Consider the following 14192-nt stretch of genomic DNA (forward strand, 5'->3'; position numbering starts at 1 on the left):
ATAACGCTCATTCGTTCAACCGGACAGTGGCCGCATGCACAGGGTCCAGCGCGCCCACACCGGCAATCGGGTTCGTCGAGCGTGGGACGGTTCGAGGCGCAGCCTTTCCCGGTCCGTCGTTGGCGGCTACTCGTCGACGCGGGTGCTGAGGACGACGCGCTCGTCTTGGTCGAGATCCCAGAGCATGGTCGCGGTATGACCTGCGGCTTGCTCGTAGGCGAGGAGGAGGACCGCGTCGGCGGCGGTGCGGCACCAGCGCATAGACGACTGGGCGAAGATCGGGTCGTCCGGGTCAGGTAGGGCGGGGTCGCTCTCGAAGCGGTCTCGCTGCTCCCGGAGGATCCGGGGGCTCGTGGTGCCGGTGAGCCACAGCATGTCAGCGAGATGCTGCGTCAGGGTGATGGGCAGCGACCTGCCGGCCGCGGGTGGATCCTTCAACTGAGTGCGCTCGACGCGGGACGTCGCAAGCTGGCGATCTCTGGTCGATCTCACCGCCATTGGAACCGAGGTCGATGCAGCAGCCGAGGTCGATGCAGCAGCCGGAAGATCACCACGAGAGCAGACGTCCCCTCCTTTCAATTTTGCACTCTCAGCTGGAGGAACCAGGACCAGGCCGTAACGCTTCGCCGGCATGACGAAGCGCCGCTCACCAATGGTGAGCGGCGCTTCGACGGCCCGGCGCGGCTGGCCGACAGCGGCCACACCGTTACCGCAGGCGGACGTCGCTGCCGACGAGACTCAGTCGAGGAGATCAGGGTCGAGGAGGCTCGGCTCAGACTCGGACGCGTCACGCTTCATGACGATCAGCTCGATGACCCAGGGCGCGTGTCGGAACGCCGTCGCCGGTCGCTCGTCGTACCAGCCGGGCTCGTAGTTCGACTCGCGGGAGCCGGCCGAGTTGTCCGCAGCGTGCGACGGGGTCGCGTCGAGCTCGACGCGCTGGCTGACACCCGGCAGGTAGCTCCACTGACTCGGCGTAGACGCGTCCGCAGCCCAGTGGTCAACGCTCTGCTGGTCGGCGTTCTGCTGCTCGCTGAGGTTCCGCGTGGAGCGCCGCTGGGCACCCTCGAGGTGGTCGTCCTTGCGGGTGGGCGGAAGCATCGCGGCGGGGACACGGTGCGCGTACCCGAAGCAGTTCGGGTCGTTCGGCGCAGGCGTCGGGGCCGGCTGCAGCGCATCTCCGTCCAGGTTGGTCTCCCCCGCGGTGCGGGGCGTGGCGACGGGCCATCCGTCGCAGTGCCAGCGCACCAGGACGTTGCCGACCTGGATGTCGGCCTCCAGCACGCGGCTGCGGTGCAGCTCCGTCTTGTCCGACTGCGACGCATCGGTCGGGGTGAACGTGGCGTCCACCGCGTAGGTGTCGACGAACTGGCGGCGCCAGGCACGGATCATCGGGCAGGTGAACTCCTGCCGGCCTCGGCGGTCGGCTCGGCGGAGGGCGATGCGCAGCTGCTGCAGCTCCTCGACGCTGTGGATGTGGTGCGTCGTCTGCGTGCAGGTCGTGATGGGGGTGTTGCTGATGGTGAGGTTGCGGTCCATGGTGGTGTCCTTCAGGTCGGAGCGAGGCGGTTGCTCGCTTGTGCCACCCCTATGCGAGCTCGTGCTTGCGAGCGGGGCGCCGACACTGTTCGCGGACCTGATTTGGGACTCTAGGAGCCGTTTTGACCCTCGTTCGTGGGCCAGAATGTTGCCTGTTCGGCGTTTTCTGACCCCCGGAGTGGGGAGTCCGGGCTGGGAGTTCGGACTGGGACTCAGGAGTCGCTGAAGCGCATGGCGGCGACGGGTTTTCCTGCTGGTGGACTCGGCGCCGTTCGAACGGCCCCATGAGTGGCGCGGGCCTCGTAGCGTGCGCAACATGCGTCGCATCGCGAGTCACACCAGGAGTGCCATCACCAGTCCGACCGGGCGTCCCGAGAGGACTGCCGAGACCGGTGACGGGTCTGCTTCGTGAATGGCAGCCCCGACGAGACGGCGCTGACCGCGAAGCAGCGTCAGCAGCTCGCCGCGATTCGTGGCATCGCGCGCATCCCGTTATCGGACCTGCGCGACCAGAGTCCCCCGAACCTCCAGGCCCTCTACGCCGAACTGCAGGACGGCCAGGCGCTGATCCCGGGCCTGAAGATGGGGCTCGGTGCTCTCACCGTCCAGCGTTGGGATCCCGCTTACGCGGCCAAGGGTTGGACGCTGTACGGTGCGGACCTCACGCTCGACATGGGGCACCCGTTCGGGTCGATGTTCTACCGCAACGACACCGACGGCCGTGTGCTGCGCATCGGTGTGAAGTGGCACCCGCCGGTGCAGCAACTCGAGTTCCCTGCCCTGCACCCATCGAAGCCGGAGCTCACGTCTGACTGCACGGCTGAGGAGGTCGCCGCGGTCGTGTTGGACGCGCGGAGTCGGATCGGGACTCTTGTCGCGATCAACGCGCAAATCGGGTCGTTCGTAGCCACCGAAGAGTCAGAGAACGCCATCCTCGACGCATCAGGGCTCGGGCTCGAGCGGCTCTCCGAAGACGACCCACGGTTGGCTGGCGATGCCTGAGCGTGGGGCGGCGCTGCGATTCGAGCCGGTGCCGTTGCGGCTGCTGTCGTTGTCGGCGCAGTTCGACGCCGGGATCTGGCCGACGTTGGCCGGAATGACGTTCACGAACTCCACCGGGCCGAAGATCCTGCAGCGGACCGTCAACGTCCGCACCAGCGAAGACGGGTGGGTGTTCACGCTCCTGAACGGAACACCATTGTCGGATCCTGCGGACCCGCTGCGTGAGGCAGCGACTCAAGTGATGGACGCACTGTCGAAGCTTCGTGCGGTGGGGCGTGGTCCTGAAGCGGCTGGTGCGGCTGATGTCTGACCGGCAGTGGGTGCGGACCATCCGGCATGAGCAGTCGATGCTGTCGCTGCCGTTCGGGCTTGGCTACACGATCGACATCACCGAGACCCTCACCGCCCTCGCTGCTGCCGGGCTGACCGCACGCGTGGAGACGTTCGACCGGCTCCGATTCGACGACGGCCGCACGGCGCTTCTCGCCACCCCGGACCCGACCACCACCGTCACCGACGGCGACGGCGGCGAGGGCCGGGTGGATGATGTGATCCTCCTGCCCGGCGGGTCCGAGGGCGGGGTGCTGTCACTGGTGCGCCGATACCCCGACCTGGTGGTCGTGAACGGGAAACGCGGGCGGGTGTGGGCTGACGGGCGGCAGCTGTCCGGCACGTCGATGCAACGGGAAGCGACCCCAGGGTGGCGGACCGTGTTCGCGATCGCCCGCGCCATCGCCATCCACGGCGGGGGTTCTCAGTCAATCGCGGACCGCATCGGCATTCCACTTGATGTTGTGCGTGCCGCGATGCCTGCTCTCGGGACACACGTGTTCTTCACGCCGATCGGGTGGGAAGCAGCCGATCGCGCCGCCCTGTGCGATTGGGCGCTGGCGGCCTACCCCGGTGTCGGTGGAATCCGGACCTGCTGGCGCCGCGACACCACCATCGACGAGCAGGCGGACCAGCTGATTGCGTTGGGTGGGGTGATGTCGGACCGGTGGGCGGCGCAGCAGTCCGGCGTACTCGTCCCGCCAGACCGATTGACCGCGTTCTTCGCCGAGCATCCCGACATGCAGGCGCTCGGCTACGAGCCCGCCACTATGAATGAGGCGACAGTGTCGGTCGTCATCCCGCAGGACACCACCGTCCTGACCGGCGCTGAGGGGTGCTGCGCGGACGACTTCATCACCGCGCACGTTCTCTACGAAGACAGCTGGGTGGCCGCGAACACGGATGCGGTGAACGGGCTGCGGCAGCTGCTGCACTTCAAGTCGGACCTTGCCCATGACCTTCGCTGGCACCCCGGCAGCGGTGAGGGCAGGGAGGGCTGATGCTGCAACTGCTGTCACTGACGTTGGCGTACGACGACACCCGATTCTTCGGCTCCGTCATGTTCACCGACCCCACCCACCCGGACGACAATCCCGCCGCGGTCCTGGTGGACCACACGGATGAACCGCCCTGGTTCCGGCTCACCAACGTGGACCCGGACGGGCAGGATCGTTCGGTCCCGGCGATGGTCGAGGCGGAACGCATCATGCGGTTCCTCCTCCGCTACACGCCCGAACGCATCGGCCGCACTCCCGCCGACTTCCCCCAGCCCTGATCCGCTCTGCTCACGCCCGTCCCTTTGGAGGTAGTTGCTGATGATGCATCTGGTGTCCCTGCATCTCTCGAACGACCGGATCCTCTCGGGGCATGTCCTCCTCGAGGACACCGAGAACCCGGACGCACACCTGGCGCAGATCCTTGTCCGCGCCGTGGATGTCGAGCCGGGGTATGAGCTCTACGACAGGACCAACACGGTCCTGTCGGACCTGACGGTGCCGGCGGTGCGGGAAGCGAACCGTATCGTGCAGACCCTCCTCATCCCCGCCTCCGAGATCGCGAAGCGGGAGAAAGCCGTTCGGGCGGTGATCCACTCCGGCTACTTGGAAGGGTCCCCCGACGACATGCCCTGGCAGTCGCAGCTGTGGATGTACGCCCGCGGGGAAGTCACCCGCGAGCAGCTCAGCGCCTACGCCGACGAAGGCAGACAGATCCCCCGTGCCCCCGACCACGGTGCTGTTGGTCCGGCGGACGTTCCCGAGGACTGGTGGCAGACCACACAGGCCCGAATCCGCCGGAACCTCCTGAACACGACCCTCACCGAACCCGAAGTCGCTGCGGCCCTGCAGGTCAGCATTGACGAGGTCGGGGAGCTGTTCGAGTCGTGCCGGCTGACGAGCTTCGACCTCGATGGCGAAGAACGCATCCCGGACTGGCAACTCGTGAAGCCCGCCCTCCCCGAGTTCGGCGACCCGTCCTCGCTGCTGCCAGGCCTTGACGTCCTCTACGCGGCAGCCCCGCAGCCGCTCCTCGACGCGGCAGCAATGACGGAGTTCATCACCACACCCTTGGACTTCCTCGCCGTCGACGACCGGATCCTGACCCCGCTCGACTGGATGCGGGAAGGCCGACCGCTGACGACGATCATCGCCCTGTTCCGCGGACGACGGTGGCGACCATGACCAACCGGCCGGACCTGTTCCTCCTCAACGTCTCCTACGACGTCACCGGGGTGCACGGGCACGTGTTCTTCCGCGACCCGCCTAGCAGCGAGCTGCGGCAGGTCATCATCCGCAGCACCGACACCGGCAACATCTGCGAACCAGTACACGGGGACACCCGCGACGGGTGGGAACCGTTCCTCGAAGAAACCCGCTGGCTGATCGCCATCACCCGGCCCGACACCCCGGGAGAACAAAGCTGATGGGACTGAGGCTCGAATGGGTCGCCGCCGCATACGCCGGCCGGCCGCGGATCACGATGCCGTATGGGCTCGGTGACACCACCGACCTCACCGACACCCTCACCGTCCTGAAACTCGCTGGGCTTCGCGCGGTCGTGGAGACGCACGACACGATCCGCCTCCCCGACGGCCGCCGAGCACGCTTCCCGACCCTCACCCAACGCCCCCGCAACGACGACCCGACTGATGCGGAACTGCTCCTGCTGGCCCCGCGGACCGTGACTGCGACGCAGATCGCGCTCGCGGAGCAGACGGCGACGGTGCTGCTGGTCGACGTCGACCGGCGCCGCGTCTGGATCGACGGCAGTCAAGCCCTCGGGACGAAGGAACGATGGAAGGACGCCGCCCCCATCTACGTCACCTTCGCCGTCGCACGGCTGCTCGCCGTCAACGGCTCCACCTTCGACAAGCTCGTGCAGGCCGGACTCACTGCCGGACAGGTAGATGACGCGCTCGCACGCCTCGGGAAACGCGTGCACCGCACGGACATCGGGTGGGAGTCACGGCAGGTCGGTGGCCTCGTGGACTTCGCTATCGCCTGCTATCCAGGACCGGGCGGCGTCAGGACACGATGGACGTCCGACCTGCCGCTGGCCGAGCAGGCGGAACGGCTCATAGGTGCGGGCTGTCGCATCTCCGGGCGCGCCATCTCCGCCCGGCCCGGCTACCCCGCCATCAGTAGACGGGAGATGCCGTACCGGCTCGTCGCGTTCACCGAGGAAGAAGTTGACATGGCCGCGCTCGGGTTCGAACCCGACACGATCGGCTTCGCCGGCACCGAACTCATCCGGCCAGCGGACCCCGCGATCTTCCTCACCGCGGCCGCCGCCGGCTACACGGACCGCACCGACGACATCATCACCGCGAACACGATTCTCCGCGCCGACTTCCGCAACGCCGACGACACAGCGTCCCTCGAGGAGGTGCGGAACCGGCTGCAGTTCCTCGCCGACATCGACTACGACCTCCGCCACAACCTGCCCAACTGACGAGGACGCAGGGGAGTGCTCCTCGGTCAGCAACCGAGCACCGTCTCACTTCTGCGCGCCCGCAGACAAGTCCGACACGCGACTTTGAGTGGATCCGACACGCCGAGACGAAGATTCCACACTTGTGGATCGAGCGCGTCCACGGGTGTGGGGAAGAGTCGGTGGTCGGCCGTGGATGCTTGATGTTCCGGATTACCCGAACTGTTCAGACTGTGGAAGACGTTGTGGAGAACTACACGGCTGTAACACTTCCATCAGGCACAAGTGCGGCAGGGCAGTGGTCCGTCGTAGGATCGAGTTGAGGCCGAACACAGTTTCGAGCCTCGTAACGCAAGAACCTCCAGTCGATTCCGACTGGAGGCGCCAGCGGGACTGCATTCCGGATCTAGCTTGCCGGCACGGATCGGAAATCAGCCCTTACCACGAAAGTCAGGAACATGTCAACTCCCGCCCCTCATGGCTATCAGTTTAGGCCCCAACTGCCCACTTTGGCCAACATCCGTGCGCGCCTTGGGCGTGTCGAGTTGCGGATCTTGAAGCCCTCGCGATCCGTGATCTCTGTGTCGCCTGACCTGCGAGCGATCATCGACTTGATGAAGTTCGCGGTTGCAGCCTACGTGGCTATCCGCTACGGCGTCGGGCTGTAACTGTCAAGTACCGAACGGTCTCGACTCCTCAGAGTCGAGACCGTTCGGTGTCTACAGAGACGTGGCCGCGAACCACACGACATCAAGGACATCCACATGGACATCATCGGCGAGATCGCCAGCAGCGCCCGACCGCGGTAGGTCACCGTGGGCCACTTGTCAGCCGCCCGTCTGAAGGTTCACGCTCTGCGGGCCAATCGTCTACCCGAGGAGTGCGCTCCGATGCAGCAGCGCCGACTGGCGCATCTGCGGTCTGGCCATCACACGCTCCCCCGAGCCGACTCCCGCAGCGGCGACGACGCGGCCTCGCTCGAAGAAGTACGGAACTGGCTGCTGTTCGCCGCCGACACCAGCTACGACCTCCGCTACAACCTGCCCAGCTGACGAAGACCAATCGATTAGGTGGAAGTCACATCACCTTGCCGTCGGTGCTTCCCCGAACTGCGCCACACCCAGGCGGCGAGCTTGGTCTCGCCGCGACCGGCTTCCACCCAGACGGCGTCCCGAGTCAGGCGGTACGCATGGGCGTCACTTCGACGAATCAGGCGGTCGGGCAACTGGAACCACGCATGCACCGGCAACGACTTCGGCAGTTCGCGCATCTCCGTGCCACGGGCATCCTCCTTGAGCGAGAACGGCGAGCCGGGCAACCAACGATCCGAACGGAGACGACCCATGACCGCGACAGTAGGAGGCCGCACCTACGTTCGCATCCCGGGCCCTCATCGAGAACATCCCCGGGACCAGTCATGTGAGCAGCTTCGCTTTGTGTCGTCCTTCTGCCTTCGCTTTGTGTCGTGACCGCGTCCCGGTAGCTGGTGAATCAGCGGACAGTTCCGGCGGATGGTGCTGGCTGCGTCGAGTTCTTCCAACTCACCGTGAAGGCAATGGCAATGGCAATGAGGAGGACCGCGCTGACGAGTCCGGTGCCCGCGTCGAGGCCGCCTCGAGAGTGTGGGACGGCGATGTAGTCGGCGAAGGATGCGCCGATCGGTCGGGTGAGGACGTACGCGGTCCAGAACGCTGTGACAGGGCCGAGGACCGCTGTTGCCCGTGCGAGGACGACGACGATCATCGCGGCAACGAACACGAGGCCGCCGCTGAGGTAGCCGAGGTGGAAGGTGCTGGCGGCGAGGTCTCCGGCGGCGGTCCCCATTGCGAACGTGGTGATCACGGCGGCCCAGTAGAACAGTTGCCGGGGGATGCTGGTGATGGTGTGCACGTCGACCGTTCCCTCGACGCGACGCCACAAGACAAAGACGGCGACGAGCCCGGCGAGGAACACGGGCGTCGACACCGCGTAGGGGACGCCGAGCGCGACGTGGGTGACGTCGGCGACCATCGTGCCAAAGACTCCCACCATGGAAACGGTGCCCCAGTACAACCAGGGCCGGTATCGGTCCGCCCGCAGCTGGACGATGAGGATCACCGCGAAGAGGACCGCGGTGATCAGCACGGTCGGGACGGGGGCGAAGCGTGTGACGAGGAAGTCGGAGAGTGCTTCACCCATCCCGGTGGTGAGGACCTTGATCAGCCAGAACGATGCGGTGGGTTTCGGCACCCGGTTCAGCTCGCCTCGCGTGGTGTTCACTGCTCGCGAGCCGTCCGCTCAGCGGATGCGGGCGCGGATGCGGACGTGTCTCGGTTCTTCCGAGCGACGTGGCGGCGGAGTGCGCCGATGACGATCGGGAGGATCGAGACCAGGATGATGACGAACATCAGCGCGTCGATGTTGTGAGCGATGAGCGGGATGCCGCCGAGGAGCACACCGACAACGGTCAGGCCGCAGGCCCAGGAGATCGCGCCGATGAGGTTGAAGAGCAGGAACCGGCGGTAGTGCATCTGCGCGGTGCCGGCGGCGAGGGGGACGTAGGTGCGGACGATCGGGACGAACCGGCCGAGGACCAGGCTGAGGCCGCCCCACTTGGTGAAGAACGCCTCCGCTTCGTCGAGTCGAGCGGTGGTGAGGATGCGGGCGTCTTCCTTGAACAGGCGTCGCCCGAAGCGCTTCCCGATCCAGTAGCCGACCTGGTCGCCGGCGATCGCGGCGATCGCGGCGACGATGGCGACCTGCCACGGTGTCACACCGAGCGTGCTGCTGATGATCGCTGCGGTGACGAGGAGCGAGTCTCCGGGCAGGAAGGGGAACAGGACCCCGGACTCGATGAAGATCAGCAGCGCGATCCCGGCGAGGACGAACGGGCCGAACGCATGCAGCACGGAGGCTGCGTCGAACGACGCTCACTGCGAGCGGAACGGTGTGGAGCACGAGGTGCCTTTCACGGGACGGGCTGGTGCAGCCGCCGTTCGAGTCGACGGCGGCACCAGCGAACGGGGTCAGACGGTGAGTCGGCTCCGCTGCGCGGGTTCCTCGCGGCGGAGCCGGATCACGAGGAAGCTGATGATCGCGGCGATGACGACGAAGAACACGACGCTCGTGGTGACGGTCCCGATCCCGAGTCCGCCGTCCTTCGTGGACGCGGACAGCAGGTCACCGGTGGACGCGCCCGAGGGGACGGGTGAGGATGTATGCGATCCAGAAGCACAGGACAGGACCGCGACGGCCGATGAACCAGACCGCAGCGGTCAGGGCGATAGCGCCGGCGAAGAGCAGCAGGGACGGGAAGTACCCCAGGCCGGTCTGCTCGGCGATCAGGTCACCGGCAGCGGTACCGAGTGCGAACGTGAACAGGATCGCGAGCCAGTAGAACGCTTCGCGGCGGACCGTGTCGATGCTGTGGATCGACAGGGTGCCCTCGACGCGGTACCAGATCGCGAACACGACCAGCAGGGCGACGCCGAAGACGGTGGTGCTGACGGCCAGGGGGATGCCGAGGCCGTCGGTGAGGTTGTCGGTGACGCAGGTGCCAACGATGCTGATCAGCACCACGGTGATCCAGTACAGCGGCGGCCGGTAGCTGCGGGCACGGAACTGCAGCACCAGGAACACGGCCAGCGCGGCCGCCATGATCAGCGTTGTCAGCGGTAAGCCCAGACCGACGGTGTCGCTGAGGAGGTCCGCCGCGGTCTCGCCGACGGTGGTCGCGAGGACCTTGATGATCCAGAACGACGCGGTCGGATCAGGCACCTTGTTCGAGCGGCTCCGGGTTGGCATCGGCGCTGCGGGCGAGTGGGACATGGCGTTCTCCTCGTCGGGACGGGCCGTGCCGCGGTGTGCGGGACCGGCGATGCTCCGACGGTAGAAAGCGGCGCGCAAGACTCCACCAAGAATCACGCCTGACTGGTGGGGAGATCGGTTTCTTGGCCGTTCCTTGACCAGCGGCGGTGAGGATCCGTGCACCGGTGTTGCCATGAGTGAGGCAGGATCGAGCCAACACGGCGACGCCGGAACGCACCCCCTCGCGTTCCGGCGTCGCTTGTCCGGAAGGGGTCTCATGTCGGCAGGATGGCGGTCAACGGTCGCAGACAAGCTGGCTCGATGGTCGTTCCGGTCGAGTCCTGAGACCGACCCGGACCGGTTGACCTACCGACGGTCGGTGGTCGGGATTGCGCTCCGCGTCGCGGTCGTGTCAGCGGCGCTGGTGATCGCGATCATCGTCCTCGTCGTGACGTACGTGTTGTGGCAGCTGACACCGAACCAGCTCCACGAACGCCCCGGGCCGACCGACATCCACATCTACCTCGACACCATCGACCTGAGCATCGCGGTCATCGGCGTCGGTGGTCTCGCGATCATCCTCGCCGGCATCGCAGCATGGGTCATCGCCCGTCGAGCAGTGCGGCCGATCGCGGAAGCGGCACGGATGCAGCGCACCTTCGTCGCGGACGCCAGCCACGAGCTCCGCACCCCGTTGACGGTGCTCCATGCACGCGTGCAACGTCTGCAACGCATGACCCCGGCGCACGATCGGCGGCGCCCGGTCGTCGACGAGCTGCGTGGCGACACGCAGATCTTGATCAACATCGTCAACGACCTCCTCGAAGCAGCTGCAGGGTCGGGTGGCTCGGACGGCGCCGCTGACCTGAGGGCCGCGATGGAAGCCGTGCACCGCGACATGGACGTCCTCGCAACTGAACGGCAGGTGCACCTCGATGTCGACCCGGTCGACGCGGTGGTGCAGGTGTCGGAGACCCAGCTGCACCGCTGCCTGATTGCCTTGTCCGACAACGCCATCGGCCACACCCGGGCCGGTGGCAGCGTTCACATCACCGCGGTGACTAACGGTGGTCGCGTGACGATCCGCGTCGCGGACGAGGGCCCCGGCGTGGTCGGTATCGAGCCAGCACGGGTCTTCGACCGGTTCGCTCACGGCACCCCCGTCGAAGCGACCACGACAACCAGCACCCGCACGGGGTACGGCATCGGGTTGGCGTTGGTCCGCGACATCGCCGTCAGAGCCGGCGGCGACGCCGTCGTCGTCGTCGAGCACACCGATAGCAGCGGGACGGTCTTCGCACTCCGTCTCCCGATCACAGACGACCGCGCACCGGAACACGATCGGGAGGCCCGCGCATGATGCCGCGACTGCTGCTCGTCGAGGACGACCCCCGACTCGGGCCGCTGGTCGCGGACGAGCTGGCCGAGCAGTGGACCGTCACGCTCTGCGCCGACGGGGAATCCGCGCTCGAGACCGCAGACGCGGAGTACTTCGACGTCATGGTCATCGACCGTCGACTCCCGGGCATCGACAGCACCACGGTGATCGCGACCCTCCGACAGCGACGCATCAGCACCCCCGTGCTGATGCTCACCGCCCTTAGCGAGGTCCACGACCGTGTCTCCGGGCTGGACGCCGGCGCCAACGACTACCTCGTCAAGCCGTTCGACTTCGACGAACTCACCGCCCGGCTCCGCGCGCTCACCCGCGACTACACCGGCACCGGCACCAGCGTCGAGATCGGCGGGTGGGCGTTCTACCCCGAGGACCACAGCATCACCTCCCCCTACGCGGGACGGGTGATGCTCACCGAGAAGGAAACCGCGTTGCTCCGGCTGCTCGCGGGCGAACCATCCCGCGCGTTCACCCGGCAGCATCTGCTGTCCGCGGTGTTCGACAACGGCGAGCAGCTCGGCACGGTCGACACGTACGTCCACTACATCCGCCGGAAGACCGACCGCGACCTCATCACCACCATCCGCGGCGTCGGATACCGGCTCGGCACACCAGTCTGAGGCCACCGCTCAGTCATCGAAGAGGCCCTCGCGCTCAGCTTCCGAGGCCACTGCGAGTACAGCAGCTCCAACCGAACCGACGATCACCAGCAGCACGACGACCACTGCGCACACCAACCACACGCCCACGGGGAACCACCTCCGAGGCCACCCTCGCCGCTGCACACCAAGGAACGACCAAGTCTCAGCCTCAGCCCATGTCAGTGCGCTGACGTGGTGGGCCTGGTCGCGACTGGTGCCAACCACTGCGTCAGGCACACCGCGGTGCACGATCCGGCGGCCATGATCGCGGCGAGCACCACGATCTGGAACCGGCCGGCGTCCAGCGGCGACAACCCGCCGAACACCGCTCCGACAAACGCGCCGGGCAACGTCACCAACCCGGTCGTCTTGGTCTGATCTACCGTCGGCACGAGCGCCGCGCTGACCGCCCGACGCACCAGCCGTTCCGTCGCACGTCGAGGTGACGCTCCAAGCGCGAGCCACCCCTCGACCTCGTCCCACTGATCGGCCACGAGCTCCCGGAACCGCCGGCCGCTGATGGTCGCAATCGTCATCGCGTTTCCGATCACGATCCCACCGATGGCGAGGGCGTACCGAGGGCTGAACTCGACCGCACCCGTGCCGAAGACGACGCTGCCGGTCACCAGGACGCCGCACGCCATGGACACCGCCACCGGAAGTGCCATCGTGGACACGCTGCCGAGTCGACGCGCGGCAGTCACCACAGCGACGGAGAACATCATTAGGAGTGCCGCCCCGATCAGCAGCGGCGATCGGATGATTCCACTCAGCACCAGGCTGATCGCCGCCAGCTGTGCCGCGCCACGCACGATCGCGACGGCCGGCGCCCATGGCACTTCCGCCCGCGCCAGGACCAGCACCGCAGACGCGACCCCAAGGAGCAGCACTACACCGAGCAGCGCGTGCGTCAGCTGATCAGCCACGCGTGCTCCGAACACTCACGTCTGAACTGTAGGCCTCTGGCTCCGCGGCCCTTGCGGCACGACTGACCCCGACCGACCCTCCCACCGGTGTCCGATAGCCGATCCGGCGCGGTGGAAGGGGCGGGAAATCGGCGCGGCGGTGCATTCGATTCGGGTGCATACTGGTGGTGTCTTCGGACCCGGCAGTGGGGCTTGCCGGACCCAACTTCGACACTCGTCGACAACAGTCCCTATCTCAGCTGGTCGCGCTTCTGCGCGCCTGAGGTAGGGAGAAGACATGGGACAAGCAGTACCGACCGGCGCGGTCGTCGTCGGCGTGCGGGCCGGGCAGGTGCGTGACGTTGTGACGGTCGCGGCGCAGATCGCTGAACGCTTCACGGTTCCCCTTGTGTGCGTGACCGTCGACCCAGCGCTCCTGTCAGCCGGGAATCGAGCGGACGGGTCCGAGATCATCGAGCCGATCGATCCGGACTCGGCAGACGCCGGGCCGGCGGATCTTCCCGAAACTGACCGGGCCGTCATCGAGCAGATCGCCGCTGCTCGGTCGGTTCACGCCTCGGTGCTGGCGAAGGTCGGCGATCCCGCACGCGCGCTGGCCGCGGTCGCCGAGGAACGCGACGCGGTGATGATCGTCGTCGGCACCCAAACCGGTCGCCGGCGGATCACGGAGTTCTTCAACGGCTCGGTCGCGGCGCGACTCGCGCATCAGCAGCACCGTCCCGTCCTCGTGGTCCCCGTGAACCCCGTGGGGTTCGATGAACCGCTCCCGTGGGATGCGTCATGACGGGTGCACTGGTGCTCCTTCGGCATGGGGAGAGCACCGCGAACCAGGCCGGGACCTTCACGGGCCTGCTCGACGTGCTCCTCACCGCTCGCGGTGAGGAGCAGGCTCGACAGGCCGGTCGGCTTCTTGCCGTGCACCACGTGATCCCGGACCTGATCCTCACGTCGACGTTGCAGCGCGCCGTCCACACCGCGGACCTCGTCAGCGACGTCCTCGGTCGGGACATCCCGACCACCGCGGTGTGGGAGTTGAACGAGCGGAACTTCGGCGCGCTCACCGGGATGACCAAGGCGGCATCCCTCGCTGCGCTTGGGGACGCCGAGTACCTGCGGCTGCGCCGTTCCCGAGACGGCCGACCA

The 14192-nt window shown here is 67.1% G+C and carries 19 protein-coding genes and 1 pseudogene; 12 read left to right on the top strand and 8 right to left on the bottom strand.

Going from position 1 to position 14192, the window contains the following annotated elements; translation table 11 throughout:
* Positions 1–126: 126 nt before the first annotated feature.
* Both HP507_RS02330 and HP507_RS02335 read right to left on the bottom strand, forming a co-directional pair.
* Complete coding sequence (locus HP507_RS02330) at positions 127–702, bottom strand: hypothetical protein (protein WP_175350258.1); 576 nt, start codon at positions 700–702, stop codon at positions 127–129.
* Positions 703–738: 36 nt separating this feature from the next.
* Complete coding sequence (locus HP507_RS02335) at positions 739–1539, bottom strand: hypothetical protein (RefSeq protein ID WP_175350259.1); 801 nt, start codon at positions 1537–1539, stop codon at positions 739–741.
* A gap of 408 nt (positions 1540–1947) precedes the next feature.
* Between HP507_RS02335 and HP507_RS02340 the strand changes: the two genes are divergently transcribed.
* The 8 genes from HP507_RS02340 to HP507_RS02375 all read left to right on the top strand — a co-directional run bounded on the left by HP507_RS02340 (position 1948) and on the right by HP507_RS02375 (position 7352).
* Positions 1948–2541 (top strand): hypothetical protein, encoded by a 594-nt coding sequence (locus HP507_RS02340; RefSeq protein ID WP_175350260.1) that lies wholly within the window; start codon positions 1948–1950, stop codon positions 2539–2541.
* Complete coding sequence (locus HP507_RS02345) at positions 2534–2851, top strand: hypothetical protein (protein WP_058741009.1); 318 nt, start codon at positions 2534–2536, stop codon at positions 2849–2851. Before HP507_RS02340 ends, HP507_RS02345 begins: the two co-directional genes overlap by 8 nt.
* Positions 2817–3872: a hypothetical protein gene (locus HP507_RS02350; protein WP_079238241.1), complete on the top strand. Its 1056-nt coding sequence runs from the start codon at positions 2817–2819 to the stop codon at positions 3870–3872. Before HP507_RS02345 ends, HP507_RS02350 begins: the two co-directional genes overlap by 35 nt.
* Complete coding sequence (locus HP507_RS02355) at positions 3872–4147, top strand: hypothetical protein (RefSeq protein ID WP_071295108.1); 276 nt, start codon at positions 3872–3874, stop codon at positions 4145–4147. Before HP507_RS02350 ends, HP507_RS02355 begins: the two co-directional genes overlap by 1 nt.
* A gap of 40 nt (positions 4148–4187) precedes the next feature.
* Positions 4188–5051 carry an antitoxin VbhA family protein gene (locus HP507_RS02360; protein WP_079238240.1) on the top strand — a complete coding sequence of 288 codons (864 nt, stop codon included), beginning with the start codon at positions 4188–4190 and terminating at the stop codon, positions 5049–5051.
* Complete coding sequence (locus tag HP507_RS02365) at positions 5048–5293, top strand: hypothetical protein (RefSeq protein ID WP_141399070.1); 246 nt, start codon at positions 5048–5050, stop codon at positions 5291–5293. The genes HP507_RS02360 and HP507_RS02365 overlap by 4 nt, the downstream gene beginning before the upstream one ends.
* Positions 5293–6321 (top strand): hypothetical protein, encoded by a 1029-nt coding sequence (locus HP507_RS02370; RefSeq protein WP_175350261.1) that lies wholly within the window; start codon positions 5293–5295, stop codon positions 6319–6321. Before HP507_RS02365 ends, HP507_RS02370 begins: the two co-directional genes overlap by 1 nt.
* An 869-nt stretch (positions 6322–7190) precedes the next feature.
* On the top strand, positions 7191–7352 hold the full coding sequence (locus HP507_RS02375; RefSeq protein WP_158521907.1) for a hypothetical protein: 162 nt from the start codon (positions 7191–7193) through the stop codon (positions 7350–7352).
* Positions 7353–7366: 14 nt separating this feature from the next.
* On the opposite strand, the gene HP507_RS02380 is transcribed toward HP507_RS02375, so the two are convergent.
* From HP507_RS02380 to HP507_RS02395, 5 genes and pseudogenes are all read right to left on the bottom strand, one after another.
* The gene (locus HP507_RS02380) at positions 7367–7645 is read right to left on the bottom strand and encodes a hypothetical protein (protein ID WP_175350262.1); all 279 of its coding nucleotides are present in this window, start codon (positions 7643–7645) and stop codon (positions 7367–7369) included.
* Positions 7646–7791: 146 nt separating this feature from the next.
* On the bottom strand, positions 7792–8559 hold the full coding sequence (locus HP507_RS02385; protein ID WP_258369293.1) for a COG4705 family protein: 768 nt from the start codon (positions 8557–8559) through the stop codon (positions 7792–7794).
* Positions 8556–9188, bottom strand: coding sequence for a DedA family protein (locus tag HP507_RS02390; RefSeq protein ID WP_079238236.1), 633 nt, complete (start codon positions 9186–9188; stop codon positions 8556–8558). Before HP507_RS02390 ends, HP507_RS02385 begins: the two co-directional genes overlap by 4 nt.
* A 216-nt stretch (positions 9189–9404) precedes the next feature.
* Positions 9405–9458 (bottom strand): annotated as a pseudogene (locus tag HP507_RS18500) (hypothetical protein); the annotation flags it as partial.
* A gap of 1 nt (position 9459) precedes the next feature.
* Positions 9460–10107 (bottom strand): COG4705 family protein, encoded by a 648-nt coding sequence (locus HP507_RS02395; RefSeq protein WP_202818728.1) that lies wholly within the window; start codon positions 10105–10107, stop codon positions 9460–9462.
* A gap of 358 nt (positions 10108–10465) precedes the next feature.
* Between HP507_RS02395 and HP507_RS02400 the strand changes: the two genes are divergently transcribed.
* On the top strand, positions 10466–11446 hold the full coding sequence (locus tag HP507_RS02400) for a sensor histidine kinase (protein ID WP_158521906.1): 981 nt from the start codon (positions 10466–10468) through the stop codon (positions 11444–11446).
* Positions 11443–12102 (top strand): response regulator transcription factor, encoded by a 660-nt coding sequence (locus HP507_RS02405; RefSeq protein ID WP_079238234.1) that lies wholly within the window; start codon positions 11443–11445, stop codon positions 12100–12102. Before HP507_RS02400 ends, HP507_RS02405 begins: the two co-directional genes overlap by 4 nt.
* A 200-nt stretch (positions 12103–12302) precedes the next feature.
* Here HP507_RS02405 and HP507_RS02410 read toward each other — a convergent pair whose 3' ends face one another.
* Complete coding sequence (locus HP507_RS02410) at positions 12303–13049, bottom strand: ABC transporter permease (RefSeq protein WP_079238233.1); 747 nt, start codon at positions 13047–13049, stop codon at positions 12303–12305.
* A 277-nt stretch (positions 13050–13326) separates the two neighbouring features.
* Here HP507_RS02410 and HP507_RS02415 point away from each other — a divergent pair, with 277 nt between their 5' ends.
* Together HP507_RS02415 and HP507_RS02420 are read left to right on the top strand one after the other, a co-directional pair.
* Positions 13327–13833 carry a universal stress protein gene (locus HP507_RS02415; protein WP_079238232.1) on the top strand — a complete coding sequence of 169 codons (507 nt, stop codon included), beginning with the start codon at positions 13327–13329 and terminating at the stop codon, positions 13831–13833.
* Positions 13830–14192, top strand: a 363-nt coding sequence (locus tag HP507_RS02420) for a 2,3-bisphosphoglycerate-dependent phosphoglycerate mutase (RefSeq protein ID WP_175350263.1), incomplete at its 3' end; no start/stop codon positions are given. The genes HP507_RS02415 and HP507_RS02420, both read left to right, overlap by 4 nt.

It is taken from the genome of Curtobacterium pusillum (genome assembly GCF_013359865.1).
GTDB classification, from domain to species: Bacteria; Actinomycetota; Actinomycetes; order Actinomycetales; family Microbacteriaceae; genus Curtobacterium; species Curtobacterium pusillum.

Coding starts and splice junctions, on each gene's coding strand:
- HP507_RS02375 (WP_158521907.1), top strand. CDS start 7,191: ATGCAGCAGCGCCGACTGGCGCATCTGCGGTCTGGCCATCACACGCTC.
- HP507_RS02360 (WP_079238240.1), top strand. CDS start 4,188: ATGATGCATCTGGTGTCCCTGCATCTCTCGAACGACCGGATCCTCTCG.
- HP507_RS02380 (WP_175350262.1), bottom strand. CDS start 7,645: ATGGGTCGTCTCCGTTCGGATCGTTGGTTGCCCGGCTCGCCGTTCTCG.
- HP507_RS02335 (WP_175350259.1), bottom strand. CDS start 1,539: ATGGACCGCAACCTCACCATCAGCAACACCCCCATCACGACCTGCACG.
- HP507_RS02355 (WP_071295108.1), top strand. CDS start 3,872: ATGCTGCAACTGCTGTCACTGACGTTGGCGTACGACGACACCCGATTC.
- HP507_RS02345 (WP_058741009.1), top strand. CDS start 2,534: ATGCCTGAGCGTGGGGCGGCGCTGCGATTCGAGCCGGTGCCGTTGCGG.
- HP507_RS02370 (WP_175350261.1), top strand. CDS start 5,293: ATGGGACTGAGGCTCGAATGGGTCGCCGCCGCATACGCCGGCCGGCCG.
- HP507_RS02405 (WP_079238234.1), top strand. CDS start 11,443: ATGATGCCGCGACTGCTGCTCGTCGAGGACGACCCCCGACTCGGGCCG.
- HP507_RS02395 (WP_202818728.1), bottom strand. CDS start 10,107: ATGTCCCACTCGCCCGCAGCGCCGATGCCAACCCGGAGCCGCTCGAAC.
- HP507_RS02415 (WP_079238232.1), top strand. CDS start 13,327: ATGGGACAAGCAGTACCGACCGGCGCGGTCGTCGTCGGCGTGCGGGCC.
- HP507_RS02365 (WP_141399070.1), top strand. CDS start 5,048: ATGACCAACCGGCCGGACCTGTTCCTCCTCAACGTCTCCTACGACGTC.